Origin of the sequence: Amaricoccus sp. (genome assembly GCF_017993425.1) — a bacterium.
In the GTDB taxonomy this organism is placed as follows: Bacteria; Pseudomonadota; Alphaproteobacteria; order Rhodobacterales; family Rhodobacteraceae; genus Amaricoccus.
In genome coordinates this window covers 124,098-147,284 of the sequence record NZ_JAGOMQ010000001.1, presented here as the reverse complement: position 1 = coordinate 147,284, position 23,187 = coordinate 124,098, and the positions used below count along the sequence as shown (strand labels likewise).

Annotated in this window: 22 protein-coding genes; 16 read left to right on the top strand and 6 right to left on the bottom strand. The window is 71.6% G+C overall.

Going from position 1 to position 23,187, the window contains the following annotated elements; all coding sequences use genetic code 11:
- The first annotated feature begins 9 nt into the window (after positions 1 to 9).
- Complete coding sequence (locus tag KBB57_RS00675; protein WP_290745229.1) at positions 10 to 717, top strand: glutathione S-transferase C-terminal domain-containing protein; 708 nt, start codon at positions 10 to 12, stop codon at positions 715 to 717.
- A gap of 51 nt (positions 718 to 768) precedes the next feature.
- On the opposite strand, the gene cls is transcribed toward KBB57_RS00675, so the two are convergent.
- The 3 genes from cls to KBB57_RS00660 all read right to left on the bottom strand — a co-directional run bounded on the left by cls (position 769) and on the right by KBB57_RS00660 (position 8,515).
- A complete protein-coding gene (gene cls, locus KBB57_RS00670; RefSeq protein ID WP_290745226.1) occupies positions 769 to 2,247 on the bottom strand; it encodes a cardiolipin synthase in 1,479 nt (492 codons plus the stop codon).
- An 88-nt stretch (positions 2,248 to 2,335) separates the two neighbouring features.
- The gene (locus KBB57_RS00665) at positions 2,336 to 3,940 is read right to left on the bottom strand and encodes a peptide chain release factor 3 (protein ID WP_290745224.1); all 1,605 of its coding nucleotides are present in this window, start codon (positions 3,938 to 3,940) and stop codon (positions 2,336 to 2,338) included.
- 72 nt (positions 3,941 to 4,012) lie between these two features.
- Positions 4,013 to 8,515, bottom strand: a complete 4,503-nt coding sequence (locus tag KBB57_RS00660) for a peroxidase family protein (protein WP_290745220.1) — start codon at positions 8,513 to 8,515, stop codon at positions 4,013 to 4,015.
- A gap of 366 nt (positions 8,516 to 8,881) precedes the next feature.
- On the opposite strand from KBB57_RS00660, the gene KBB57_RS00655 reads away from it, so the two are divergent.
- Together KBB57_RS00655 and KBB57_RS00650 are read left to right on the top strand one after the other, a co-directional pair.
- Entirely contained in the window at positions 8,882 to 9,136 is a 255-nt protein-coding gene (locus KBB57_RS00655) for a GlsB/YeaQ/YmgE family stress response membrane protein (RefSeq protein ID WP_290745217.1), read from the top strand.
- Positions 9,137 to 9,209: 73 nt separating this feature from the next.
- Positions 9,210 to 10,367, top strand: coding sequence for an NUDIX domain-containing protein (locus KBB57_RS00650; protein ID WP_290745214.1), 1,158 nt, complete (start codon positions 9,210 to 9,212; stop codon positions 10,365 to 10,367).
- 168 nt (positions 10,368 to 10,535) lie between these two features.
- Here the strand turns inward: KBB57_RS00650 and zapE are convergent, their stop codons facing one another.
- Positions 10,536 to 11,633, bottom strand: a complete 1,098-nt coding sequence (zapE, locus tag KBB57_RS00645) for a cell division protein ZapE (RefSeq protein ID WP_290745212.1) — start codon at positions 11,631 to 11,633, stop codon at positions 10,536 to 10,538.
- Positions 11,630 to 12,361, bottom strand: coding sequence for an alanyl-tRNA editing protein (locus tag KBB57_RS00640; protein ID WP_290745210.1), 732 nt, complete (start codon positions 12,359 to 12,361; stop codon positions 11,630 to 11,632). The genes zapE and KBB57_RS00640 overlap by 4 nt, the downstream gene beginning before the upstream one ends.
- A 166-nt stretch (positions 12,362 to 12,527) precedes the next feature.
- On the opposite strand from KBB57_RS00640, the gene KBB57_RS00635 reads away from it, so the two are divergent.
- On the top strand, positions 12,528 to 13,793 hold the full coding sequence (locus KBB57_RS00635) for an MFS transporter (RefSeq protein WP_290745207.1): 1,266 nt from the start codon (positions 12,528 to 12,530) through the stop codon (positions 13,791 to 13,793).
- A 13-nt stretch (positions 13,794 to 13,806) separates the two neighbouring features.
- Here KBB57_RS00635 and KBB57_RS00630 read toward each other — a convergent pair whose 3' ends face one another.
- A complete protein-coding gene (locus tag KBB57_RS00630; RefSeq protein WP_290745204.1) occupies positions 13,807 to 14,751 on the bottom strand; it encodes a hypothetical protein in 945 nt (314 codons plus the stop codon).
- Positions 14,752 to 14,974: 223 nt separating this feature from the next.
- Here KBB57_RS00630 and KBB57_RS00625 point away from each other — a divergent pair, with 223 nt between their 5' ends.
- The 12 genes from KBB57_RS00625 (at position 14,975) to rpmE (ending at position 23,175) form a co-directional block, all read left to right on the top strand.
- On the top strand, positions 14,975 to 16,225 hold the full coding sequence (locus tag KBB57_RS00625; protein ID WP_290745201.1) for a PQQ-dependent sugar dehydrogenase: 1,251 nt from the start codon (positions 14,975 to 14,977) through the stop codon (positions 16,223 to 16,225).
- A gap of 181 nt (positions 16,226 to 16,406) precedes the next feature.
- Positions 16,407 to 17,504 (top strand): alpha/beta hydrolase, encoded by a 1,098-nt coding sequence (locus KBB57_RS00620; RefSeq protein WP_290745198.1) that lies wholly within the window; start codon positions 16,407 to 16,409, stop codon positions 17,502 to 17,504.
- Positions 17,505 to 17,780: 276 nt separating this feature from the next.
- Positions 17,781 to 19,256 carry a signal recognition particle protein gene (gene ffh, locus KBB57_RS00615; RefSeq protein ID WP_290745195.1) on the top strand — a complete coding sequence of 492 codons (1,476 nt, stop codon included), beginning with the start codon at positions 17,781 to 17,783 and terminating at the stop codon, positions 19,254 to 19,256.
- A complete protein-coding gene (locus tag KBB57_RS00610; RefSeq protein WP_290745192.1) occupies positions 19,253 to 19,768 on the top strand; it encodes a GNAT family N-acetyltransferase in 516 nt (171 codons plus the stop codon). Before ffh ends, KBB57_RS00610 begins: the two co-directional genes overlap by 4 nt.
- A gap of 47 nt (positions 19,769 to 19,815) precedes the next feature.
- Positions 19,816 to 20,130 (top strand): chorismate mutase, encoded by a 315-nt coding sequence (locus KBB57_RS00605; RefSeq protein ID WP_290745189.1) that lies wholly within the window; start codon positions 19,816 to 19,818, stop codon positions 20,128 to 20,130.
- Between the two features lie 25 nt (positions 20,131 to 20,155).
- Entirely contained in the window at positions 20,156 to 20,506 is a 351-nt protein-coding gene (gene rpsP, locus KBB57_RS00600) for a 30S ribosomal protein S16 (RefSeq protein WP_290745186.1), read from the top strand.
- Positions 20,507 to 20,511: 5 nt separating this feature from the next.
- On the top strand, positions 20,512 to 20,949 hold the full coding sequence (locus KBB57_RS00595) for an EVE domain-containing protein (protein WP_290745183.1): 438 nt from the start codon (positions 20,512 to 20,514) through the stop codon (positions 20,947 to 20,949).
- A complete protein-coding gene (rimM, locus tag KBB57_RS00590; protein WP_290745180.1) occupies positions 20,942 to 21,460 on the top strand; it encodes a ribosome maturation factor RimM in 519 nt (172 codons plus the stop codon). The genes KBB57_RS00595 and rimM overlap by 8 nt, the downstream gene beginning before the upstream one ends.
- A 50-nt stretch (positions 21,461 to 21,510) precedes the next feature.
- A complete protein-coding gene (locus KBB57_RS00585) occupies positions 21,511 to 21,771 on the top strand; it encodes a type II toxin-antitoxin system ParD family antitoxin (RefSeq protein WP_290745177.1) in 261 nt (86 codons plus the stop codon).
- Positions 21,768 to 22,553 (top strand): tRNA (guanosine(37)-N1)-methyltransferase TrmD, encoded by a 786-nt coding sequence (gene trmD, locus KBB57_RS00580; protein WP_290745174.1) that lies wholly within the window; start codon positions 21,768 to 21,770, stop codon positions 22,551 to 22,553. Before KBB57_RS00585 ends, trmD begins: the two co-directional genes overlap by 4 nt.
- Positions 22,550 to 22,942, top strand: coding sequence for a 50S ribosomal protein L19 (rplS, locus tag KBB57_RS00575; protein WP_290745171.1), 393 nt, complete (start codon positions 22,550 to 22,552; stop codon positions 22,940 to 22,942). The genes trmD and rplS overlap by 4 nt, the downstream gene beginning before the upstream one ends.
- A gap of 11 nt (positions 22,943 to 22,953) precedes the next feature.
- Positions 22,954 to 23,175, top strand: a complete 222-nt coding sequence (rpmE, locus tag KBB57_RS00570) for a 50S ribosomal protein L31 (RefSeq protein ID WP_290745169.1) — start codon at positions 22,954 to 22,956, stop codon at positions 23,173 to 23,175.
- Positions 23,176 to 23,187: the final 12 nt, after the last annotated feature.

Below are 23,187 nucleotides of genomic sequence, written 5' to 3'. Positions count from 1 at the left end.
GATCGACGAATGAGCCTGGACGCCCCCGCTCTCGACCATCCGATCACCGCGCGCTGGCCGGCCGCGCATCCCGATCGCCTGCAGCTCTATTCCTGGCCGACGCCGAACGGGATCAAGGTCGGGGCGATGCTGGAGGAGACCGGGCTCGCCTACGAGCCGCACCTCGTGCGCCTGTCGGGCGACCAGACGACGCCCGAGTTCCTGTCGCTCAACCCGAACAACAAGATCCCAGCCATCCTCGACCCGAACGGGCCGGACGGCAAGCCGATGGGCCTCTTCGAGTCCGGCGCGATCCTGATCTACCTCGCCGACAAGACCGGGAAGTTCCTGCCCGAGGGCGCCGCCCGCTACGAGACCATCCAGTGGCTGATGTTCCAGATGGGCGGGATCGGCCCGATGTTCGGGCAGATCGGCTTCTTCAACAAGTTCGCCGGCCGCGAGATCGAGGACAAGCGGCCGCTCGAGCGCTATGTCGGCGAGGCGAAGCGGCTCCTCGGCGTGCTGGACGGCCGGCTCGAGGGGCGCGACTGGATCATGGGCGCCGACTACACGATCGCCGACATGGCGGCCTGGCCCTGGGTGCGGGGGCTCGACTTCTACGAGGCGCGTGATCTCGTCGGGCTCGACCGCTTCGCGAACGTGACGGACTGGCTCGCGCGGGCGCTGGCGCGGCCGGCGTCGCAGGCGGCGCTCAACATCCCCGACAAGAACGGCTGAGCGCCGGCGCCTCGTGGCGCCGCCTTCGCTACGCCGCGCCTCGGGGCGCGCTCACAGCACCGGTCCGAACATCGCGATGGCGTTGTTGCGGAGGCGGGCGTAGAGGCTCCATGCCTCGACCTCGGCGCGGTCGACCTCCTTCGACTGGGCGATGTACTCGTCCTGCCGGGCGCGCATCGCCCGGCTGAGCGCCTTGTCGAAGAGCAGGATGTTGTTCTCCGAGTTCAGCTCGAAGCTGCGCCGGTCCATGTTGGCCGAGCCGATCAGCGTGACCTCGCCGTCGATGATCAGCGACTTGGTGTGCAGGAGCCCGGGCAGGAACTCGAAGATGCGCACCCCCGCCTCGAGCAGCTGCCCGTAGTAGCTGTGGCTCGCCGCCGCCACGATCCAGCTGTCGTTGCGGGCCGGCAGGATCAGCGTGGTCGCGACGCCGCGGCGGGCCGAGGCGCAGAGCGCGGCCTGGATCGGCTCGTCCGGCACGTAGTAGGGGGTCGTCGCCACCATCTCCCGGCGGGCGGCGTACATCAGCGCCTCGAACATCTCCGGCATCGCCGAGGGTCGGGTGGCGGCGCTGGTGCCGATGACCTGCGCCGGGAAGCCGTCGCCGAGCGGCCCGACCGGCTCGGCGACGAGCGCGCTCAGGTCCTCCGAGGTGTGCGCCATCCAGTCCGAGGCGAAGAGGTGCTGGTTCTGCCGGACGATCGGTCCCTCGAAGCGCATCATCGCATCGACCCAGGGGGCGTACTTCGCCTTGATCGCGAAGGCGGGGTCGGCGCAGTTCTGGCTGCCGCAATAGGTCACGCGGTTGTCGACCACCAGGATCTTGCGGTGGTTGCGCATGTCGATGCGGCCCTTGAGCGGGCGCGACAGCGGGAAGCCGACGGGCAGCGCTGCGGCCACCCGCACGCCGGCGGCGGCCATGTCCTTCCAGTGCGGCGAGCGGATCAGCAGGCGCGAGCCGAGGTCGTCGGCCATCGCCCGCACCGGCACGCCGCGGCGGGCGGCGCGCTTGACCGCCTCGACCATCTTCAGCCCGTTGCCGTCCGGCAGCCAGATGTAGAACATCAGGTGGACGTGCTCGGTCGCCGCGTCGATGTCGGCGATCATCGCGTCGATCGCGGCGTCGGAGGAGGCCATGAGCGCGCCGGTGTTGCCGCCGACCACCGGGAAGCCGCTGATCGACTCGCCGACCCGGAAGAGCGGCGCGAGGCGGTTCGGCACGATGAAGGCGGCCTCGCCCTCGCCCTCGTGGGTGGCGAGCGTGTCGAAGGCGGGCAGGCGGGCCAGCGCGGCGCGGAGGCGGGCGATGCGGCGGCGGCCGATATTGGGCTCGCCGAAGAGCACGTAGAGGACGAGCCCGACCACCGGCGCGACGAGGATCACCACCACCCAGGCCATGCGCGCCGCGGGCTCGCGCTCCGGGCGCAGCAGGGCGCGGCCGATGAAGAACACCTGGAGCGCGACGTGGATGGCGAGGACGAGGTAGCCCGGCACGTGGCCGAGATGCCAGAGCCAGGACGGCGTGCTCACCAGGCAGCCGCCTGTCCCACAGTGGGACGCTTATCAAGATGCTGAATCATAACGATAAAAGTGTTAATTGGGAAGTTATCCACAGGCGTCACGCGTGCGTCTCCTTGGTCGCGGTGAGGCGCAGCTCCGGCCAGTCGCGGGAGACGCGGTCGATGTCCCATTGCAGGCGGGTCATGTAGACGGGATCGCCGTCATGGTCCTCCGCCATGTGGCCCTTGTTGGCCTTGGCGAAGGCGTCGAGCCGCTCGGACGGGCCGGAGACCCAGCGGGCCGAGGTGAACTGCGTCGGCTCGAAGCGCACCGGCAGGCCGTATTCCTGCTCGATGCGCGAGGCGAGCACGTCGAACTGCAGCGGCCCGACGACCCCGACGATCCAGCCCGAGCCCACCTGCGGCTTGAAGAGCTTCGATGCGCCCTCCTCGGCGAACTGGTTCAGCGCCTTCTCGAGGTGCTTCGCCTTCATCGGGTCGCCGGCGCGCACGGATTGCAGGAGCTCGGGGGCGAAGGAGGGGATGCCGGTGAAGCGGATGCTCTCGCCCTCGGTCAGCGCGTCGCCGATGCGGAGCTGGCCATGGTTCGGGATGCCGATGATGTCGCCCGCCCAGGCGTCCTCGGCGAGCTCGCGGTCCTGGGCGAGGAACAGCATCGGGCTCGCCACCGCCATCGGCTTGCCGGAGCGCACGTGGAAGAGCTTCATGCCGCGCTGGAAATGCCCCGAGCACAGCCGCACGAAGGCGACGCGGTCGCGGTGCTTGGGGTCCATGTTGGCCTGGACCTTGAAGACGAAGCCCGTCACCTCGGGCTCCCAGGCGGCGACTGCGCGCGGCTCGGCGGCGTGGATCTCCGGCGGGGGGCCCCAGGCGCCGATGCCGGCCATCAGCTCCTGCACGCCGAAGGAGTTGATCGCCGAGCCGAACCAGATCGGCGAGAGGTTGCCCGCGAGCATGGCCTCGTGGTCGAAGGCGGGCAGCAGCTCGCGCGCCATGGCGACCTCCTCGCGCAGCGTGGCGAGCGCGTCGGCCGGGATGTGGTCGGCCATGCGGGGATCGTCGAGGCCCTGCATCTTGACCGATTCCGCGCGCTTGTTGCGGTCGGCGCGGTCCATCAGCTCCAGCCGGTCGTTCAGCATGTCGTAGCAGCCGAGAAAGTCGCGGCCCTGGCCGATGGGCCATGACGCGGGGCAGACGTCGAGCTGCAGCTCCTGCTGGATCTCGTCGATGATCTCGAAGGTGTCGCGCGCCTCGCGGTCCATCTTGTTGCAGAAGGTCAGGATCGGCAGGTCGCGCAGCCGGCAGACCTCGAAGAGCTTGCGGGTCTGGCTCTCGACGCCCTTGGCCCCGTCGATGACCATCACCGCCGCGTCGACGGCGGTCAGCGTGCGGTAGGTGTCCTCGGAGAAGTCCGAGTGGCCCGGCGTGTCGACGAGGTTGAACCACCAGTCGCGGAACGGGAAGGACATGGCGGAGGCGGAGACCGAGATGCCGCGCTCCTGCTCGAGCTTCATGAAGTCGGAGCGGGTGCGGCGGGCCTCGCCCTTGGCGCGGACCTGGCCGGCCATCTGGATGGCGCCGCCGTAGAGGAGGAACTTCTCGGTCAGCGTGGTCTTGCCCGCGTCCGGGTGCGAGATGATCGCGAAGGTGCGGCGGCGCGCGACTTGCGGAGGCAGGGCGGGGGCGTTGGGAGAGACGGCCATGGGCGGCCATATAGCCGCCCATGTCGATGCGAGGAAGCCCCCGGCGCGGCCGCGCCGGGGGGGCGTGGCGCCTCAGCCGAAGGTGAAGTCCTCGGCCGCGAAGCTGAGCCGCGCCGTATTGACGTTGGCGAGGAAGATCTCGCCGGACCCGCCGAGGTCGTCGAGCGCGATGGTCGCCCCGCCGCCGCCGAAGGTGGTGGCGTCGTCGACGATGGCGAGCCGCTGGGCGTTGCTGAGCCCGGCGAGCTCGGAGAACCCGACGAGGCGGATCACGTCGTTGCCGCTCGCGTCGAAGTCGCTGATGCGGTGATCGCCGCCCGACGCGCCCGACACGAAGAGGAACGTGTCGTTGCCCGACCCGCCGGTGAACTCGTCGCCGCCGCCGCGCCCGTCGAGCGTGTCGTTGCCGCCGCCGCCGAACAGGCTGTCGGCGCTGGCCGAGCCGCGGATCGTGTCGTTCCCGCCCAAGCCGCGGATCGAGGCGACGTTGGTCATCGACGTGAAGCTCGAGAAGTCGAGCGTGTTGCCGCCGTCGTTGCCGCGGATGACGCGGTTGCCGCCCTCGAGGAACTCGAAGTTCGAGATCCCGTTGGTGCTGGTCAGCGTCAAGTCGCCGCGGCTGGCGTCGATGCGCAGGGTGTCGAACCCGTCGCCGCCGTTGAGCGTGTCGCCAGTCGCCTCGGAGCCGCGGATGATGACGAGATCGTCGCCGGCGTCGCCGAAGATGTTGTCGTTCCCGGCGCCGCCGTCGAGCGTGTCGGCTCCGTCGCCGCCGTTCAGCGTGTCGCCTCCGTCGCCGCCCTGGAGGTTGTCGTCGCCGAGACCGCCGTTGAGGGTGTCGTTGCCGCCGCCGCCCAAGATGTTATCGGCGCCGTTGCTGCCCGTGACGGTGTCGGCGCCGCCCATGCTGCGGATGGACGCGACGCCGCTCACCACCACGAACTTCGAGAAGTCGAAGGTCTCGCCGCTGCTCGTGCCGAGCACCGCCTCGCCGCCGCCGTCGAAAATCTCGACGTTGCTGATCCGGTTTGTGCCGGCGAGGGTGACCGCGCCGCCGCTTGCGTCGACGCGGATGGTGTCGGCGAGGCCGGCGCCGCCGTTCATGAAGTCGTTCCGGCCCTCGTTGCCGCGGATGACGATGATGTCGTTGCCGTCGCCGCCGTTCGAGGTGTCGTTGCCGGCGCCGCCGTTCAGGACGTCGTTGCCGCCGTTGCCGTTCTGGGTGTCGTTGTTGCCCTGGCCGTTGAGCGTGTCGTTGCCGGCGCCGCCGTTCTGGGTGTTGGCGTTGCCGTTGCCGTTGACGGTCTGGCCCGGGTTGATCCCGCCGGTGATGGCGACCCCGATCGCCGCGGCGTCCGAGCGCAGGCCGAGGCTGTCGGCGACGGTGTAGGCGGCACTCGTCACCGCGCCGGTGAAGTTGGCGATCGGCGCGAAGGTGACCGCGCCGGTCGTGGCGTCGACGGTCCAGACGCCCTGGCCGGCGACCGTCCGGGTGCGCCCGGCGGAGCCGGCGTCGGCGCCCTCGAGCAGGACCGAGGTGGCGTCGATGCCGTTGGCGTCGCTGTCGTTCGCGAGGATCGCGAAGGTGGCGGAGCCGTTGGCCGGGACGGTGAAGGCGTCGGCCGTCACCGTCGGCGCCGTGTTGCCGGAGGTGATGGTGACGTTGACCGCCGCCGCCGCCGAGCGCAGGCCGAGGGTGTCGGCGACGGTGTAGGAGATCGCCGTCGCCGCGCCGGTGAAGCCGGTCTCCGGGACGAAGGTGATCGCGCCGGTGGTGGTGTTCACCGACCACTGACCCTGGCCGGCGACGGTCTTGATCAGGCCGTTCGAGCTGCCATCGGCGTCGACGATCTGCACGGAGGTCACGTCGATCGCGCCATTGTCGGTGTCGTTGGCCAGCACGCTGACCACGACCGGCGCGCCGGCCGGGCCGGTAGCCGTATCGGCCGAGACGTTGGGCGGCGTGTTGCCGGGCTCGATGGTGACGTTGACCGCGGCCGCGGCGGAGCGCAGGCCGAGGGTGTCGGCGACGGTGTAGGAGATCGCCGTCGCCGCGCCGGTGAAGCCGGTCTCCGGGACGAAGGTGATCGCGCCGGTGGTGGTGTTCACCGACCACTGACCCTGGCCGGAGACGGTCTTGATCAGCCCGTTCGAGCTGCCGTCGGCGTCGACGATCTGCACCGAGGTCACGTCGATCGCGCCGTTGTCGGTGTCGTTGGCCAGCACGCTGACCACGACCGGCGTGTTGATCGGCCCCGAGGCGCTGTCGGCGAGAACGGTGGGCGGGGTGTTGACCGGGGAGCCGGTGATGGTGACGTCGACCGCCGCCGCGGCGGAGCGCTGGCCGAAGGTGTCGGCGACCGTGTAGGAGATCGCCGTCGCCGCGCCGGAGAAGCCGGAGACCGGGGTGAAGGTGATCGCGCCGGTGGTGGTGTTCACCGACCACGTGCCCTGGCCCGCCACAGTCTTGGTGTGGCCGTTCGAGAGCGCGTCGGCGCCGACGATCTGCACCGAGGTCGGGTCGATCACCGCCTGGTCGCCGTCGGTGTCGTTGTCGTTGGCGAGTACGTCGATCACCACGGCCGAGCCGGCCGGGCCCGTGCCGGAATTGGCCGTGACCTGCGGCGCCTTGAAGTTGAGCGCCGCGGCGGAGACGCCCTCGACCACCGTGGTGGAGGAGCCGAAGGTGATGACCGCGCCGGCGGCGCTGTCGGTCACGCTGATCGGGCCGTGGCCGGCGGTGTTCTGGAACTCGAAGGCGTCGGCCGCCTCCCAGCCCCGCACCTTGTTGGAGCTGGTCAGGCTGACGTTGATGACGAAGGTGTCGCCCTCGGTGCCGCCGACGAGGACGTTGTTGCCCGCGCCGCCGACCAGCCGGTCCGCGCCGGCCCCGCCGGAGAGATGGTCGTCCGCCGCGCCGCCGTTCAGGGTGTCCACCCCGGCGAAGCCGATGATCAGGTTGTTGCCGGCCTGGGCGTTGAGGGTGTTGTTGCCGCTCGTGCCGCCGATGCGGTTATAGGCGACGAAGACGTCGTCCTGGATGTCGGCGACGTCGCTGTTGCGCGCGATGATGTCGGAGAGCTTGGTCGACCACAGCTCGTTCAGCTCGTTCGCGTCGAAGCCGCGCTGCAGGCTGAAGAACTTGTCGCCGTCGCGCAGGCGGACGAACTGGTCGATCAGGCCGGCGCGGAAGGTCTCGCCGACCATGCCGCCCGCCACCGGATCCTCCGCGAGGCCGCCGACCAGGAGGTCGACCTTGCTGATGTCGCCGCCGTAGAGGGCGCTGAGCTTCGCCGCGACGGCGCTGTCGTTGGTGATCTGGTTGAAGCTGGTCTTCTGCGTCAGGCCGAGCGCGACCCGCGCCTCGTTGTAGCTGGGCAGGCCGTGGTCGCGGCCGCGCTGGATGCTCAGCGCCGCGAGATCCTGGCCGAAGAGCGGGGAGCCCGGAGGGCCCGCCTGGAAGAGGAACGAGCGGATGTCCTCGACGTAGAAGGTGTCGACCTTCTGCGACTTGGTGGTCGACATCCCGCGCAGGATGTCCTCGATCCCGGTGATCGCGATCGTCGCCCCGCGCTGCTGGAAGGCGTCGAGCAGCGCAAGGTTCCCCGCGGCGTCGGTGGAGCCGTCCTCGTTGGTGCGGTTGATCGTGGACGAGAGCATCGAGTGGCCGAGGCGATAGAACGCCGTCGAGAACTCCAGCGAGATCGCGGGGTTCACGTTCGAGTTGAAGCCGGCGTAGGGGTTCGCCGCATCCCAGGTCGGGCCGAGAAGCTTCGGCAGGAACTCGTTGTAGGTGATGGCCTGCACCATCGCCTCGACGCGGGCGCGCGCCCCCTCGAGTTGCTGCGCGACGGTCAGGCCGGCGGCGGCCAGCTTGTCGACCAGCCGGTTGTGCTCGCGCGCGAAGAGCGCCTGCATGGAAAGCAGGGCCTCGTTCTCGCCCGCGCGGGTGTCGCCCGCGACGGCGCCGTTGCCGATGACCGGCAGGGCCTGGTTGAAGAGGATCGTGCCCTCGGCCGAGAGCTTGAGCTTGGCGGTGCCGGGGACCAGCAACTGGGTGAGCTTGGCGTCGCTCGAGCCGTAGACCATCGAGGCGTCGAGGAACGAGGTGACCTGGTTGGGGAACTCGCGCGGCGCGCTCCCCGAGATCGGGGTCGAGCGGTCGAAGTCGATCGACGTGACCCCGCCCGTGTCGCGCATCGGGTCGCCCACCGGCACCGAGATCGAGGCCTTGCCGTTGGATGCGGCGTTGTCGGTCTGGTCCATGTCGTGGTCGATGAACTGACCCCAGACCCACATCAGGCTCGAGAATCCGCCCTCGTTCGGCTTGTCGATGAACACGCCGTTCGAATCGGTCTGCTTGAACACCGCGTTGGAGATCTCGCGGGCGCCCGGACGGTTGGCGCCGTCGAGAGACGCGCCGGTCCCGTCGTCGTACCAGTTGTTGCCCGTCAGGCGGATTTGCGCCGCGCCCGCGGCGCCGCCGTCGGACGCGTTGACGCCGGGACGATCGCCGTTCCTCGGACGCGCGTCGTTGGCAAAGTTGATAGACGGATTCAGAAAGTTGTCGGACATGACAACACCCCCCGCAAAAGCGACACCCAATAGGAGATTCGACCCCGGTGGGGTGTTCGAGGTCCATCCACCCGCAGCGTCCATACCACGGATCGATCGAGTTTGAAGCGATTCTTTTTCAGTTTGTGGCGACGCACAATCATAGCGCGAGCCCGTGCACGCAGGCCGCGAATTTTAACTCTATGGGCCGCGTCAAGGACTTGCGCCGCACAACGCGGACTCCGTCCCAGGGGTTGTTCGGCGGTCCCGACGGGTTTCTTGCGCAACCGCAGAAAGAAATCCTCGCAGCCGCAACGTGGCCTTCCGCCGTTGACGCTCGGCGGGGCAGGACGTACCGCTTGGCGGATCTCAGCGGGAGAACAACGGATGCTCGGCTTGGGTCTCGTCACGTTTCTGATCGTCGGGCTGATCGCCGGCTATGCGGCGAACGCGCTGCACGGGCGTCGCGAGCGGCTGGCGCAGAACCTCGTGACCGGCGTCGCCGGCGCGCTCCTCGGCGGCGTGCTGTTCTGGGTGCTGGGGCTGCGGGCGACCGGCTTCGTCGGGGCCTTGGTCATCGCCACGGTGGGCGCGGTGGTGCTCCTGTTCCTGCTCGACCGGTTCGGTCGCCCGGGACGCTGAGGCTGCCCGCGCCGGCCTTGACAGCGGCGCTCCGGCGGCGTGGCGTGGCGCCGCCGTCCAGAGACCGACCTGCATGCCCGACCTGTTCCTGACCGCCCCCTTCGCCGACGGGGACTTTCTCGCCTGCATCCTCGGACCGGCCGACGTCGCGGCGCGGCCCGCCGCCGCCGAGGGGCTGGCGCTCCGCGCCGATCCGCACAAGCCCCGCGTGGCGCCGGTCGCCATCCCGGGCGCGCGGGCCGAGGGCGTGGTCGCGACGCTCGACGACGCCGCGGCGGCGCGGATGCGCTTCGCGCTGGCGGCCTTCGGCGGCGGCGCGCCGCGGGATGTGCTGACGAGCGCCGGGCCGGCGGAGGCGATGCCGGCGGCGGAGGCCGATGCGCCGGAGGCCCCCTGGCCGGCCGCGCCGGACCCGGAATGGCGGGCGCATCTCCTCGAGGCGGCGGCCGAGGCGATGGCGCAGTTCGGGCTGCGTCCGGCCGCGGAGATGCCGGCGCTGATGCCGGGGATCGGCTACCGGGCGCTCGCCCGCGTCCGCGGCGGGGCGGACCGCACGCCGGTTCGCCTGCGCCGCGACCTGTCGGCGGCGGCCGACGTCGAGGCGCTGGGGGTCGAGCGCCCCTATCTCCGCTACTTCGCCGTCGAGGAGCGCCGACTGCGGCATCGCCGCTTCGACGGCGGCATGTCGGGACCGGTCGAGCGGGCGGTGTTCGCCAGCGGCGACGCGGTGACGGTGCTGCCCTTCGACCCGGGCCGGCGGCTGGTGCTGATGATCGAGCAGTTCCGCCCGGGGCCCTACGCGCGGCGCGACCCCCGGCCCTGGAGCCTCGAGGCGGTGGCGGGCCGCTGCGATCCCGGCGAGGGGCCGGAGGCGACGGCGCGGCGCGAGGCAGTCGAGGAGGCGGGGCTGACGCTCGGCCGGATGCGCCGGATCGCCGGCTATTACACCTCGCCGGGGACGATGGCGGAGCACATCACCGCCTATGTCGGCGAGGCCTCGCTCGACGAGGGCATGGGCGGCGTCCACGGCCTCGCCGACGAGGACGAGGACATACGGGTGATCGTCGCGCCCCTGGCCGAGGCGCTGGCGCTCCTCGATACCGGCGAGGTCACCGGCGAGGTCAACAACGGCCCGCTCCTCGTCTCGCTGCTCTGGCTCGCCGCGAACGCCGACCGCCTCGCCGCCGAATGGACCGCCGACCCGGCGCCGCCCGCGGGCGACCTTGCCTGACGCACCATTCTTCTGATCGTCCCCGCCTGGGAAGGGCGCGCCGGGGCTTAATCCCCGCCGACGCGCCCTCTATATCGGGGGCCAGGCGCAACCCACGAGGCCTGGCCGGCGCGGGGCGCTCCTGCGAGGCGATCGCTCGAGGTCGGACGCCCGGCAGGCCCGCGCACGTCACCCCGCCCAGTCGGCGGAGCCCATCTCGGCGAGGCGGGAGACGGTGCGGGCGAACTCGAAGGCGCCGGGTCCGTCGCCGTAGAGGGCCTCCGGCGCGGCCTCGGCGGAGGCGATCAGCCGGACCTTCGCCTCGTAGAGCGCGTCGATCAGCGTCACGAAGCGCTTGGCCTCGTCCGCCCGCGCCCGCGACAGGACCGGCACGCGGTCGAGAAGCAGCGTGTCAACCGTGCGGGCGATGGCGAGGTAGTCGCCCGGGCCGAGCGGGCGGCCGCACAGCTCGGCGAAGCTCGCGCGCGCCACGCCGTCGCGGAAGGCGGGCAGGATCAGCGAGCGGCCGGCGACCTCGATGTCGAGCGGCTCGCCGGGGCCGCCCGCCAGCCGCGCCCAGGTCCGGTCCATCGCCGCCGCCGCCTCCTCCCCCAGCGGCGCGTGCCAGGCGGCCTCGCCGGCGGCGCGGCCCAGGCGGTGGTCGCGGGCGCTGTCGAGCTCGTGGATCTCCAGCCGCTCCTTCAGCATGGCGATGAACGGCAGGAACAGGTGGCGGTTGAGCCCGTCCTTGTAGAGCTCGTCCGGCGCCCGGTTCGAGGTCGTCACCACCACCACCCCGCGCTCGAACAGCCGCTGGAACAGCCGCCCGACAAGCATCGCGTCAGTGATGTCGGTGATGGTCATCTCGTCGAAGGCGAGGAGCGTCGCGCCGTCGGCGATCACGTCGGCCACCGCCTTGACCGGATCGTCGATGCCGCGGCTCCGCGCCGCGTGGATCGCGGCGTGGACCTCCTGCATGAAGGCGTGGAAATGCACGCGCCGCTTCGGGCTGATCGCCGTCGCCTCGAAGAACAGGTCCATCAGCATCGACTTGCCGCGCCCGACGCCGCCGCAGAGGTAGAGCCCCGGCACCGGCTTCTGCTCCAGCCGGTCGCGGCCCCAGCCGAAGCGGCCGAGCCCGACCCGCTTCGGCCGGGCCGGGTTGTAGTCGGCGAGCCGCATCCACAGGAGCTGGAGCTTCTCCACCGCCAGCCGCTGCGCCGGGTCGGCGGCGATGGCCCCGGAGGCGACCCGGGCGCGGTAGACCGCCATCGGCCCCTCGGTCATGCCGGCGCCGCCAGCAAGAGGTGGACGCGCCGGTTCTCGCGGCCCTTCTTCTCGACCTTGCCGATCGCCAGCCGGCCGATCTCGCCGGTGCGCGCCACATGCGTGCCGCCGCAGGGCTGGAGGTCGACCGTGTCGTCGCCGGCGCCGATGCGGATCAGCCGCACCCGCCCCTGGCCCGTGGGGGGCTTCACCTTCATCGTCCTCACCAGCTCCGGCCGCGCTTCCATCTCGGCGTCGGTGATCCACTCCGCCGTCACCGCGAGGTCGCGCACGACCAGCGCGTTGAGCGCCGCCTCGACCGCCGCGAGATCCGGCGGCGGCTCGGCCATGTCGAAGTCGAGCCGTCCCTTCGCCTCGCCGATCGCGCCGCCCGTCACCGGGAAGGGCAGCACGACGGAGAGCAGATGCAGCGCCGTATGCACCCGCATCAGCCGCTTCCGCCGCGCCATGTCGAGCCGCAGCCGCACCGCCTCGCCCACCGCCGGCAGCGGCGCCCCCTCGGCCAGCCGGTGCAGGATCCGCGTCCGGTCGCCCTCGGGATGGACCGTGTCGATCACCGCCGCCTCCCGCCCGTCGGCGAGGATGATCGCGCCGACGTCCCCCGGCTGCCCGCCCGAGGCGGCGTAGAAGATCGTGCGATTGAACTCGACGCCCTCCGGCCCCGAGGCGGTCGCCACGGCCCCGGACTCGGCGAGATAGGCGTCGTCGCGAAAGAGATATTCGGTCATGCGCAAGCCTCCGGCGCGGCTTGCCTAGCAGCCGCCGCGACGCAGGCCAAGCCGCCGCCGCCGCGTCGTCCCATCACGCCCCGTGATGCGCCGCACAACGCATTGTCCTTTGACGCCGGCGCGCCCCGAGGCCAGAGTGTCCCGCCTCCCAAGCCGCGAGTCCGTCATGCCCGCAGTCCCCGCCGCCCGCGAGAAGCTGTTCACGCCCGTCCTGATCGCGAGCGGGATCATCCTGCTGATCGGCTTCGGCGCCCGCGCGAGCTTCGGGGTGTTCCAGATCCCCATCGCCGCGCAGTTCGGCTGGCCGCGGGCGGAGTTCTCCTTCGCCATCGCCGTGCAGAACCTCGCCTGGGGCGTCGGCCAACCAATCTTCGGCGCCATCGCCGAGCGTTTCGGCGACCGCAAGGCGATCATCCTCGGGGCGCTGCTCTACGCGCTCGGGCTGACGCTCTCCGCCTTCGCCGTCACGCCCGAGGCGCACCAGCTCTACAACGTCCTCATCGGCTTCGGCATCGCCGGCACCGGCTTCGGCGTCATCCTCGCCATCGTCGGCCGCGCCGCCTCGCCGGAGCGCCGCTCGCTGACCCTCGGCATCGCCACCGCGGCGGGCTCCGCCGGCCAGGTGGTCGGCCCGCCGATCGCCGAGGCGCTGCTCTCCGTCATGAGCTGGTCCGGCGTCTTCCTCGTCTTCGCGGCGGCGATCCTCGCAAGCCTCGCTGCGCTCCCCTTCATCGCCGCGCCGCGCCGCGCCGCCCCCGGCGCGGTCGCCAGCGTCGCGCCGGACGAGCCGATGGGCGCGGCGCTGGTCCGCGCCTTCCGCGACCCGTCCTTCACGCTGATCTTCGTCGGCTTCTTCTCCTGCGGCTACCAGCTCGGCTTCATCACCGCGCATTTCCCCGCCTTCGTCACCGAGGTCTGCGGCCCGATCGCGCCGGGCTCGATGCTCGCGGGCATGGGCATCACCACCACCTCGGCCCTCGGCGCCGTGGCGATCTCGGTGATCGGGCTCGCCAACATCTGCGGCACCATCGTCGCCGGCGCGCTCGGCGCGCGCTTCCGCAAGAAATACCTGCTCGCCCAGATCTACCTCGCCCGCACCGTCGTCGCGGCCGCCTTCATCCTCGCCCCGATGACGCCGGGGAGCGTGCTCCTCTTCTCGCTCCTGATGGGCGCGCTCTGGCTCGCCACGGTGCCGCTGACCTCCGGGCTGATCGCCGAGATCTACGGCCTGCGCTACATGGGCACGCTCTACGGCATCGTGTTCCTCAGCCACCAGATCGGCGGGTTCATCGGCATCTGGCTCGGCGGCGCGCTCTACGACGTCTACGGCAACTACAACCTCGTCTGGTGGATCGGCGTCGGCGTGGGCCTCTTCTCCGCGATCGTCCACCTGCCGATCCGCGAGCGCCCGCTCGCGCCACTGCCGGCCTGAGCCGCCCGCGGCGTCACGACCCGCGACTCCGGTCGCCCCAGAGCTCCGGCCCGTTCGCGGTCCGGACGGCGACCCACAGCGCGGCGTCGCGGAACTCGACCGCCCCCTCGAACACGCCGTCCCGACCGTCGCCACTGCGCAGACGGGTCTCGCCGGCAACGAGCCCCATCAGCTCCGCAGCCGTCGCCACCCGGCGCGTGCGGGTTTCCTCCGGCGAGCCGAACACCTCGTACTCGAAATAGATCCGCCAGGCCGGATCATGCGCCGATTTCTCCCGGTCCCCTTTCGGCCAACGGGCGGGGGGACGCTCGCCTTCGTCGAGATAGATCACGGTCCAGTCCGGCAGGGCGGCCTTGACCGCATGGGCGATCTCGCGACCCTCGCGACAGAACTGCTCCTCGTGCTCCCACTCCGTGACGCCGCGATAAATCTCGTTGGTCTCGTAGACCATCTGCCAGGCCCTGATCCGCTCGATCAGCTCCGGCGACACCGGAAGCTCCTCGGCACAGCACGCGCCGCCGTCCTTCTCCCAGACGCCATCGGCCGAGTAGTCGCAGAAGATGTGGACCCACTTGTCCCGAACCAGCGTGCTTTCCTCGTCCGGCGTCGCGCGCGTGTCCTGAAACGCGAGCGCGTCGCTGACGAGCGTCTCAAAAGGCGGCGGCTGCCGCAGAGCGGCGCGCCATGGCAGCCAGTCCGGCTCCTTTCTCGGCGCGCAGCCATCGTTCTCGATGAACTCCCGCGCCACTTCCCGGCTGAACCCGACGCCGCCGGGCCATGCCGGGTAGGCGAAGGACGGCCCGCCCCACGTGGCCCGCGTGTAGATCACCAGGGGGCAGCCGGACGGGCGGAGAGCCCCCGGCACGACGGCGAAGCCGCTCCCGTCGCCGCAGAGCCAGAGGCGGATCCCGGGCGCATTCCGGTGGCGGAACGCGCGGCGGAGAAGGTCGGTTCGCATGGCCTGCGCCTTCGGGACGGTGTGGGAGACAACGCGGGCATGGCCGCGGTTATTCCCGGGCCGGAGGCGAACACTGCATCTGCGGCGCGGCCGACGCCAGACCTTCCCCATGCGGCGCACACAGCCCACCCCGCGAGGGAATCGCGCAGCGCGATTAACGTTTGCGGCATCGTCGCGCGACGCGCACAGTCGGACCCACAAGGACGTCCCGGGAGGAGACCTCATGCGATCCCTGCTCGCGTCCGTCGCGACGCTCGCCATCGCCGTGTCCGCGCAGGCGCAGGCCGTGCCCGACGCGCTCGCAAAGCTCGGCGCCTTCAAGACCACCGGCGCCAAGGAGTTCACGATCGTCGAGCAGACCGGCGAGTTCGCCGACGGGATCAGGAAGACCCTCGAAGGCATCACCCTGCCCGAGGGCTTCCATATCGGGCTCTACGCCGTCGTGCCGGATGCGCGCCACATGGCGGTCGGGCCGCAGGGGGTGGTCACCTTCGTCGGCACCCGCAAGTCCGAGGTCTGGGCGGTCACCGACCGCAACAAGGACCGCGTCGCCGACGAGGTGAAGAACTTCGCCCCCTCGCTCGAGAAGGCGATCCCGAACGGCCCGTGCTTCTCGCCCGAGGGCGTCCTCTACATCGCCGAGCAGAACCGGCTCCTCGCCTACCCGGCGGCCGAGTTCTTCTACGAGAGCCCCGACGTCGTCGCCGTCCCCGTCATCCCCGACGGCGAGCTGATCCCGGCCGAGCACGAGAGCGACAACCACGCCGCCCGCGTCTGCCGCGTCGGGCCGGACGGCAAGCTCTACGTCTCGCTCGGCCAGCCCTACAACGTCACCCCGCCCGAGCTGGTCGAGCCGTTCCGGGAGGCCGGCATCGGCGGCATCATCCGGCTGAACCAGGACGGGACCGGGCGCGAGGTCTATGTCACCGGCATCCGCAACTCGGTCGGCCACGACTTCAACCCGGCGACCGGCGAGCTCTGGTTCACCGACAATCAGGTCGACGGCATGGGCGACGACATTCCGCCGGGCGAGATCAACAGGATCGCCGCCGCCGGCCAGGACTTCGGCTTTCCGTGGTATGGCGGCGGCGACGTCCGCACCAACGAGTTCGCGGACGAGACCCCGCCCGAGGGGCTGATCTTCCCGGTGGTCGAGACCGAGGCGCATGCGGCCGATCTCGGGATGATCTTCTATGCCGGTTCGATGTTCCCGGCCGAATACCGGAACGCGATCTTCTCGGCCCAGCACGGTTCGTGGAACCGCACCGTGCCGATCGGCGCCCGGGTGATGGCGACGAAGATCGCCCCGGACGGCACGGCCAGGACCGAGCCCTTCGCGGAGGGCTGGCTGGTCGAGGCGACCGGCGATTATCTCGGCCGCCCGGTCGACGTCGCCGAGCTCCAGGACGGCTCGCTCCTGGTCTCCGACGACCGCGCCGGCGCCCTCTATCGCATCTGGTACGAGGCGCCCTGAGGCGATGCGGCCCGCCGCGATCCCCGGCCTCGGCAGGCTCGCGCGCGCCGCCGGCGTTCCGCCGCCAAGTCCGATCGCCGATCGCCGCTTGCCCGCGGAACAGCGCGCCGCTACGGTTCCGGCGCCGGCCGCCCGTGCGGCCGACATGAACCGGCGGCGTCCCGTTTCGGAGGGGTCTTGAATGCGGTTCGCAGGTCTCGCCGCACTCGTCGTCCTCGTCCTGATCGGATGCAGCCGCCCGCCGGAGCTCATCGGCGTCGACAACCCCGAGGCGCCGGCCCTGTCGCTGCCCGACCTCGACCGCCATCGCCTGTTCATCATGACGACGCGCGAGGCGACCGAGGTCGTCGGCGCGCTCTATTCCGCCGAGCGCGCCCCCGACCTCGGCCTGGCCTCGGTCGAGGTGACCGTCCCGCCGACCCACCTTCCCGGCCAGCTGGAGCGGCCCCGCCGCCTGCCGCCCGACCCGCGCACGCAGTTCGCCGTGGTCGATCCGGTCGTCTACCACAGCGAGGCCGCGTTCATCTCCCGGGTCGACGAGGAGCTCGCCGCCCGCCCGAGGGGCCAGCGCCGGATCCTCCTGTTCGTCCATGGCTACAACAACACGACGAGCGACGCCCTGTTGCGCCTGTCGCAATTCGTGGAGGACACCGGGTTCCCGGGCGTCCCGGTGCTCTTCACCTGGGCCTCCGCCGCACGCGCGCCCCGCTACGTCTACGACCTCAACAGCGCGCTGGTCGCGCGCGTCCAGATCAAGCACATGGCCGAGATCCTCTCCCGCACCGACGCCGAGAGCCTCGACGTCTTCGCCCATTCGATGGGCGCCTTCCTCACCATGGAGGGGCTGGTCGACGCGGCGCAGACCGGCCAGCTCGGCCGGCGCAACAGGATCAACCAGATCATTCTCGCCTCGCCCGACATCGACATCGACCTCTTCCGGACACAGCTCGCGCAGCTGCCTCAGGACGTCCGCGAGCGGATGTACCTGCTCGTCTCCAAGGATGACGGCGCGCTCCGCTTCTCGCGCCGGATCGCCGGGGGCGTGCCGCGGGTCGGCGCCGCCGACACGGCCGAGCTCGAGGATCTCGGGCTGACCGTCATCGACCTGTCCGAGATCGACGACTCGAGCTCGGGCAGCCATTCCAAGTTCGCCGGCTCGCCAGAGGTCGTCCGCCTGATCGGCGCCGGACTGAACTCCGTCGGCGGATTCGACGCCGCCAACACGCCGGGCCTCGACGAGATCCTCGCCGACGTGCCGATTCGCATCCTCGGGGACTGACCGCGGCGGGCAGGCCTCCTCCGATGCGGCGCGGCGCCTGCCGGGCGGGCGGCCGGATCGTGGCCCGGACGCAGCGCCGGTGATCCTGACCGCGTTTCGGCCGGATGGCTCCTCCGGCTTGACCCCGACCCCCGCCTCGGCTACAGGCTCGGCGTTTTCCGGAAGTGCCATCGCTTCCGGTCCCGCCCGTTATGGGGGGATCGCCGCCGGTCAGCGCGTTGCGCCCACCGGCGCGATCGTCGTTTCGGGCGGCCTGTCGAGGGAGGCCCGCGGCCGATGTTCGAGAATCTGTCCGACCGCCTCGGCGGCGTCTTCGGCCGGCTGACCAAGCAGGGCGCGCTCTCCGACGAGGACGTCGCCACCGCCCTGCGCGAGGTCCGGGTCGCCCTGCTCGAGGCCGACGTCTCCCTCCCCGTCGCCCGCGACTTCGTCGCCCGCGTGCAGGAAAAGGCCAAGGGCCAGGCGGTGACGAAGTCGGTCACCCCCGGCCAGCAGGTCGTCAAGATCGTCCATGACGAGCTCGTCCGCACGCTGGCCGGCGAGGGCAAGGCCGAGGAGCTGCGCATCGACTCGCCCCCGGCTCCGATCCTGATGGTCGGCCTGCAGGGCTCGGGCAAGACCACCACGACGGCGAAGCTCGCCCGGCGGCTGAAGGAGCGCGAGGGCAAGCGCATCCTGATGGCCTCGCTCGACACCCGCCGCCCCGCCGCGATGGAGCAGCTCGCCGTGCTGGGGAGCCAGGTCGGCGTCGACGTGCTGCCGATCGTGCCGGGGCAGGACCCGGTGGCGATCGCGAAGCGCGCGAAGCAGCAGGCGACCCTCGGCGGCTACGACGTCGTCATGCTCGACACGGCGGGCCGGCTCCACGTCGACGACGAGTTGATGGCCGAGGTCGAGGCGGTCCGCGACGCCACGAAGCCGCACGAGACGCTGCTGGTCGTCGACGGCCTGACCGGGCAGGACGCGGTCAACGTCGCCACCCAGTTCGACGGGCGCGTGGGCGTCTCCGGCGTCATCCTCACCCGCATGGACGGCGACGGCCGCGGCGGCGCGGCGCTCTCCATGCGCGCGGTGACGGGCAAGCCGATCCGCTTCGTCGGCCTCGGCGAGAAGATGGACGCGCTCGAGGAGTTCCACCCCGAGCGGATCGCCGGCCGCATCCTCGGCATGGGCGACATCGTCAGCCTCGTCGAGAAGGCGCAGGAGACGCTGGAGGCCGAGGCCGCCGAGCGGATGATGAAGCGGTTCCAGAAGGGTCAGTTCAACATGAACGACCTCAAGGGCCAGCTCGAGCAGATGCTGAAGATGGGCGGCATGCAGGGCCTGATGGGCATGATGCCCGGCATGGCCAGGATGCAGAAGCAGATGGACGAGGCCGGCTTCGACGACAAGGTGCTGCGCCGGCAGATAGCGCTGATCGACTCGATGACCAAGAAGGAGCGCCGCGCGCCGGAGGTCCTGCAGGCGAGCCGCAAGAAGCGCATCGCCGCGGGCGCGGGGCTCGACGTCGCCGACCTGAACCGGCTGCTGAAGATGCACCGGCAGATGGCCGACGTGATGAAGAAGATGGGCGGCATGGGCAAGAAGGGCCTGCTGCGCGGCGGGCTCGGGGCGCTGCTCGGGCGCGGCGGCGGGGGCATGCCCGGCGGGATGCCCCCGGGCGGGCTGCCGCCGATGCCCGGCGGCGCCGGCGGCCTGCCGCCGGGACTGACGCTGCCGCCCGGCCTCTCGGGGCTCGGCAAGAAGAAATGACCGTTGCGCCCGTCCTCCGCACCGCGCGCCTGACGCTGCGGCCGCACCGGCTCGACGACTTCGCGCCCTTCGCCGCGTTCTTCGCGAGCGATGCGGCGCGCTTCGTCGGCGGGCCGCTGCGCGAGCCGCGGGTGTGGTTCGGCTTCGGGGCGGACGTGGGGTCGTGGACGCTGATGGGCTTCGGGGCCTGGGCGGTGGAGGAGACCGCCACCGGCGTCTTCGTCGGGCAGGTCGGGCTCAACAAGCCGTCGTTCTTCCCCGAGCGGGAGATCGGCTGGATCGTGTTCCCGGCCTTCCAGCGCCGCGGCTATGCCCGCGAGGCGGCGTGCGCGGCGCGCGACTACGCCTTCGGGATTCTCGGCTGGGAGACCGCGGTCAGCTACATCGACCGCGACAACGCGGCCTCGATCGCGCTGGCGCGCAGCCTCGGCGCCGTCGAGGACGCGGGCGCGGCGCGCTGGGACGACAAGGACGCCGTCTGGCGCCACCCGCGCCCGGAGCGGCTGCAATGACCTCCGCCATCCGCCCCGCCGCCGGGCCAGAACGGGAGCATCCCCCGATGACCGCCGACGCCATTCGCCGCGCCGCCGACCTGCTGCGGGGCCATCGCGAGTCGATCGACCGGCTCGACGCCATCCTCGTCTTCACGCTCGCCGAGCGGTTCAAGCACACCCAGGCCGTGGGCCGGCTCAAGGCCGAGCACGGTCTGCCGCCGTCGGATCCGGCGCGCGAGGCGAACCAGATCTGCCGGCTGGAGCGGCTGGCGGCCGAGGCAGACCTCGATCCGGAGTTCGCCAGGAAATTCCTGACCTTCATCATCTCGGAAGTGATCAGGCACCACGAGAGCCATCTCGAGAACACGCCCAAGTCCTGAAAAGACGCCATCAAGGAGACACCCCATGGCCATGAAGATCCGGCTCGCCCGCGGCGGGTCCAAGAAGCGCCCGCACTACTCGATCGTCGCCGCCGAGAGCCGCTCGGCCCGCGACGGCCGCTTCCTCGAGAAGCTCGGCACCTACGACCCGCTGCTGCCGAAGGACGATGAGGGCCGGGTGAAGATGGACCTCGAGCGCATCCGCCACTGGCTCTCGCAGGGCGCGCAGCCGACCGACCGCGTCGCGCGGATGCTGGAGGCCGCCGGCGAGCTGCCGAAGAAGGCCCGCTCGAACCCCAGGCAGGGCGAGCCCGGCAAGGCCGCCGTCGCCCGCGCCAAGGAGCGCGCGGACAAGGCGGCCGCCGCCGCCGGGTGACGGCGATGGCCGCGCCGGCCGACGGGCGTGGCGGCTGGATCGCCGTCGCCTCGGCCGACCACGTCGCCGCGGGCGCGCGCGAGGGCCTGTTCCACTGCTCGCACGGCGACGGCCGCGCCGCCGCCCGCCCGCGCCGCGGCGACCGCTTCGCCTACTACGCCCCCCGCGAGCGCCTCGACCCCGCGGCGCCCGCGGTGCAGGCCTTCGTGGCGCTCGGCGAGATCCTCGACGACGCGCCGCAGCCCCGCCTCATGGCCCCGGGCGTCGAGGGGATGGTCCGCCGCGCCCGCTACGAGCCGGTGGGCCGCGCCCCCGTGCGCCCGATGCTGCCCGACCTCGGGTTCGTGAAGGACCCGCGGCACTGGGGCATGGCGTTCCGCCGTGGCCTCTTTTCCGTGGACGCGGCCGACTTCGCCCGCATCGAGGCGGCGCTCCGTGGCTGAGGAGGGCGCTCCCACGGACCACGTCCTCGTCGGCGCGCTCGCCGGCGCCTTCGGGGTGCAGGGCGAGGTGCGGCTGAAGTCGTTCTGCGCCGAGCCGGAGGCGATCGTCGCCTATGCGCCGCTCGTCGCCGCCGACGGGCGCAGCTTCGGGGTGAAGATCACCCGGACGCTGACGGGCGCCTTCGCGGCGCGGCTGACCGGCGTCGTCACCCGCGAGCAGGCCGAGGCGCTGAAGGGCACGCGCCTCTACGCCCCCCGCGACCGGCTGCCGCCCCTGGAGGAAGACGAGTTCTACCACGCCGACCTGATCGGCATGGAGGCGATCGACCCCGGCGGCGCCCCGCTCGGCCGCGTCCGCGCCGTCCACGACCACGGCGCCGGCGACGTCCTCGAGATCGCCCGCCCGGGCGCGCCGGACCTGCTCGTCCCCTTCACCCGCGCCGCGGTGCCCACGATAGACCTCGCCGGACGGCGCATGGTGGTGGACCCCCCGGCCGAGGACGAGGGCTGACAGGCGGCCCGGCCTCGGGCCATACTGGGCGGGGGACGGGGGAGGACAGCATGACGATCGACGTCGATCTCGGCGAGCATTGGGACGCTTTCGTTCGGGCGCAGCTGGCCTCGGGCAGCTGCGCCACGCCGGAAGCGGTCGTCATCGCCGGCCTCGCCATCCTCGAGGACGAAGGCCGGCGCCTCGCGGCCCTGCGCGCCCACCTCGCCGAAGGGCAAGCGCAGGCGGAGCGCGGCGAGTTCGGGGACGATTCCCTCGAGGACATCCTTGCCGAGCTCGACCGCGAGGATCCTGAACCGGACGCGCCGTGACCCCCTGGACCGCCCGCGTCCTCACCCTCTTCCCGGAGATCTTCCCCGGCCCGCTCGGCGCCTCCCTCGTCGGGCGGGCGCTGGCGGACGGGCTCTGGCGGCTCGACCCGGTGCAGATCCGCGACTTCGCCGCCGACCGCCACCGCACCGTCGACGACAGCCCGGCGGGCGGGGGGCCGGGGATGGTGCTGCGGGCGGACATCCTCGCCGCCGCGCTCGACGCCGGGCCGCCGGCGAGCGCGGCGTGGCCGGCGATCTACCTCTCCCCCCGCGGCAGGCGGCTCGACCAGGCGCTGGCGCGGCGGCTGGCGGCGGGGCAGGGGGTCACGCTGGTCTGCGGGCGCTTCGAGGGCGTGGACGAGCGGGTGATCGAGGCGCGCGGGCTCGAGGAGGTCTCGCTCGGCGACTTCGTGATGACCGGGGGCGAGATCGCCGCGATGGCCTTGATCGACGCCTGCGTCCGGCTTATACCCCGCGTCCTCGGGAACGCCGAGTCGGCCGTGGGGGAGAGCTTCTCCGACGGCCTGCTGGAGTTTCCGCAATACACACGCCCGACCGAATGGGAGGGCCGTGCCATCCCCGGGGTTCTCCTCTCGGGGCACCACGGCCGGGTCGCCGAATGGCGGCGCTCGCAGGCGGAGAGGCTGACCAAGGAACGTCGTCCCGACCTCTGGCGGGCCCACCTGGCGAAGGCCGGGATCGCGGACCCGGGCGGAGAGGCAGAGCTCTCGGACGCGCAGACCATCGCCGCCCCAGGCGAGCAGAAGGACGACGAGCGATGAACATCATCGAGCAGCTCGAGCGCGAGCAGATCGCGGCTCTGGGCAAGGACATCCCCGACTTCGGCGCCGGCGACACGGTGCGGGTCGGCTACAAGGTCACCGAGGGCACCCGCTCGCGCGTGCAGGCCTACGAGGGCGTGGTGATCGGCCGCAACGGCGGCTCCGGCATCGGCGCGAGCTTCACCGTGCGCAAGATCAGCTTCGGCGAGGGCGTCGAGCGCGTCTTCCCGCTGCACTCGCCGAACATCGACTCGATCACCGTCGTCCGCCGCGGCAAGGTCCGCCGGGCGAAGCTCTACTACCTCCGCGATCGCCGGGGCAAATCCGCCCGCATCGTCGAGAAGACCAACTACAAGGAGCAGACCAAGCCCGCCGGGGCTGGCGCCTGAGGAGCGAGACGATGAAGAAGGACATCCACCCCGACTATCACCTCATCGAGGTGAAGCTCGTCGACGGCTCGACCTACGTCACCCGCTCGACCTACGGCGCCGCGAACGCCACGCTGTCGCTGGAGATCGACCCGAGCGTCCACCCGGCCTGGACCGGCGGCTCGGCCAAGCTGATGGACACCGGCGGCCGCGTGTCGAAGTTCAAGAAGAAGTACGAGGGCCTCGGCTTCTGAGCCGGCCCGAAG

Bases quoted from the DNA above. Each gene is read 5' to 3' on its own strand.
- KBB57_RS00595 (WP_290745183.1), top strand. From the start codon at position 20,512: ATGGCCGCGCCGGCCGACGGGCGTGGCGGCTGGATCGCCGTCGCCTCG.
- KBB57_RS00675 (WP_290745229.1), top strand. From the start codon at position 10: ATGAGCCTGGACGCCCCCGCTCTCGACCATCCGATCACCGCGCGCTGG.
- KBB57_RS00635 (WP_290745207.1), top strand. From the start codon at position 12,528: ATGCCCGCAGTCCCCGCCGCCCGCGAGAAGCTGTTCACGCCCGTCCTG.
- KBB57_RS00665 (WP_290745224.1), bottom strand. From the start codon at position 3,940: ATGGCCGTCTCTCCCAACGCCCCCGCCCTGCCTCCGCAAGTCGCGCGC.
- ffh (WP_290745195.1), top strand. From the start codon at position 17,781: ATGTTCGAGAATCTGTCCGACCGCCTCGGCGGCGTCTTCGGCCGGCTG.
- zapE (WP_290745212.1), bottom strand. From the start codon at position 11,633: ATGACCGAGGGGCCGATGGCGGTCTACCGCGCCCGGGTCGCCTCCGGG.
- KBB57_RS00605 (WP_290745189.1), top strand. From the start codon at position 19,816: ATGACCGCCGACGCCATTCGCCGCGCCGCCGACCTGCTGCGGGGCCAT.
- KBB57_RS00625 (WP_290745201.1), top strand. From the start codon at position 14,975: ATGCGATCCCTGCTCGCGTCCGTCGCGACGCTCGCCATCGCCGTGTCC.
- KBB57_RS00610 (WP_290745192.1), top strand. From the start codon at position 19,253: ATGACCGTTGCGCCCGTCCTCCGCACCGCGCGCCTGACGCTGCGGCCG.
- KBB57_RS00655 (WP_290745217.1), top strand. From the start codon at position 8,882: ATGCTCGGCTTGGGTCTCGTCACGTTTCTGATCGTCGGGCTGATCGCC.
- KBB57_RS00660 (WP_290745220.1), bottom strand. From the start codon at position 8,515: ATGTCCGACAACTTTCTGAATCCGTCTATCAACTTTGCCAACGACGCG.
- KBB57_RS00650 (WP_290745214.1), top strand. From the start codon at position 9,210: ATGCCCGACCTGTTCCTGACCGCCCCCTTCGCCGACGGGGACTTTCTC.
- KBB57_RS00620 (WP_290745198.1), top strand. From the start codon at position 16,407: ATGCGGTTCGCAGGTCTCGCCGCACTCGTCGTCCTCGTCCTGATCGGA.
- KBB57_RS00630 (WP_290745204.1), bottom strand. From the start codon at position 14,751: ATGCGAACCGACCTTCTCCGCCGCGCGTTCCGCCACCGGAATGCGCCC.
- rplS (WP_290745171.1), top strand. From the start codon at position 22,550: ATGAACATCATCGAGCAGCTCGAGCGCGAGCAGATCGCGGCTCTGGGC.
- rpsP (WP_290745186.1), top strand. From the start codon at position 20,156: ATGGCCATGAAGATCCGGCTCGCCCGCGGCGGGTCCAAGAAGCGCCCG.
- KBB57_RS00640 (WP_290745210.1), bottom strand. From the start codon at position 12,361: ATGACCGAATATCTCTTTCGCGACGACGCCTATCTCGCCGAGTCCGGG.
- rpmE (WP_290745169.1), top strand. From the start codon at position 22,954: ATGAAGAAGGACATCCACCCCGACTATCACCTCATCGAGGTGAAGCTC.
- KBB57_RS00585 (WP_290745177.1), top strand. From the start codon at position 21,511: ATGACGATCGACGTCGATCTCGGCGAGCATTGGGACGCTTTCGTTCGG.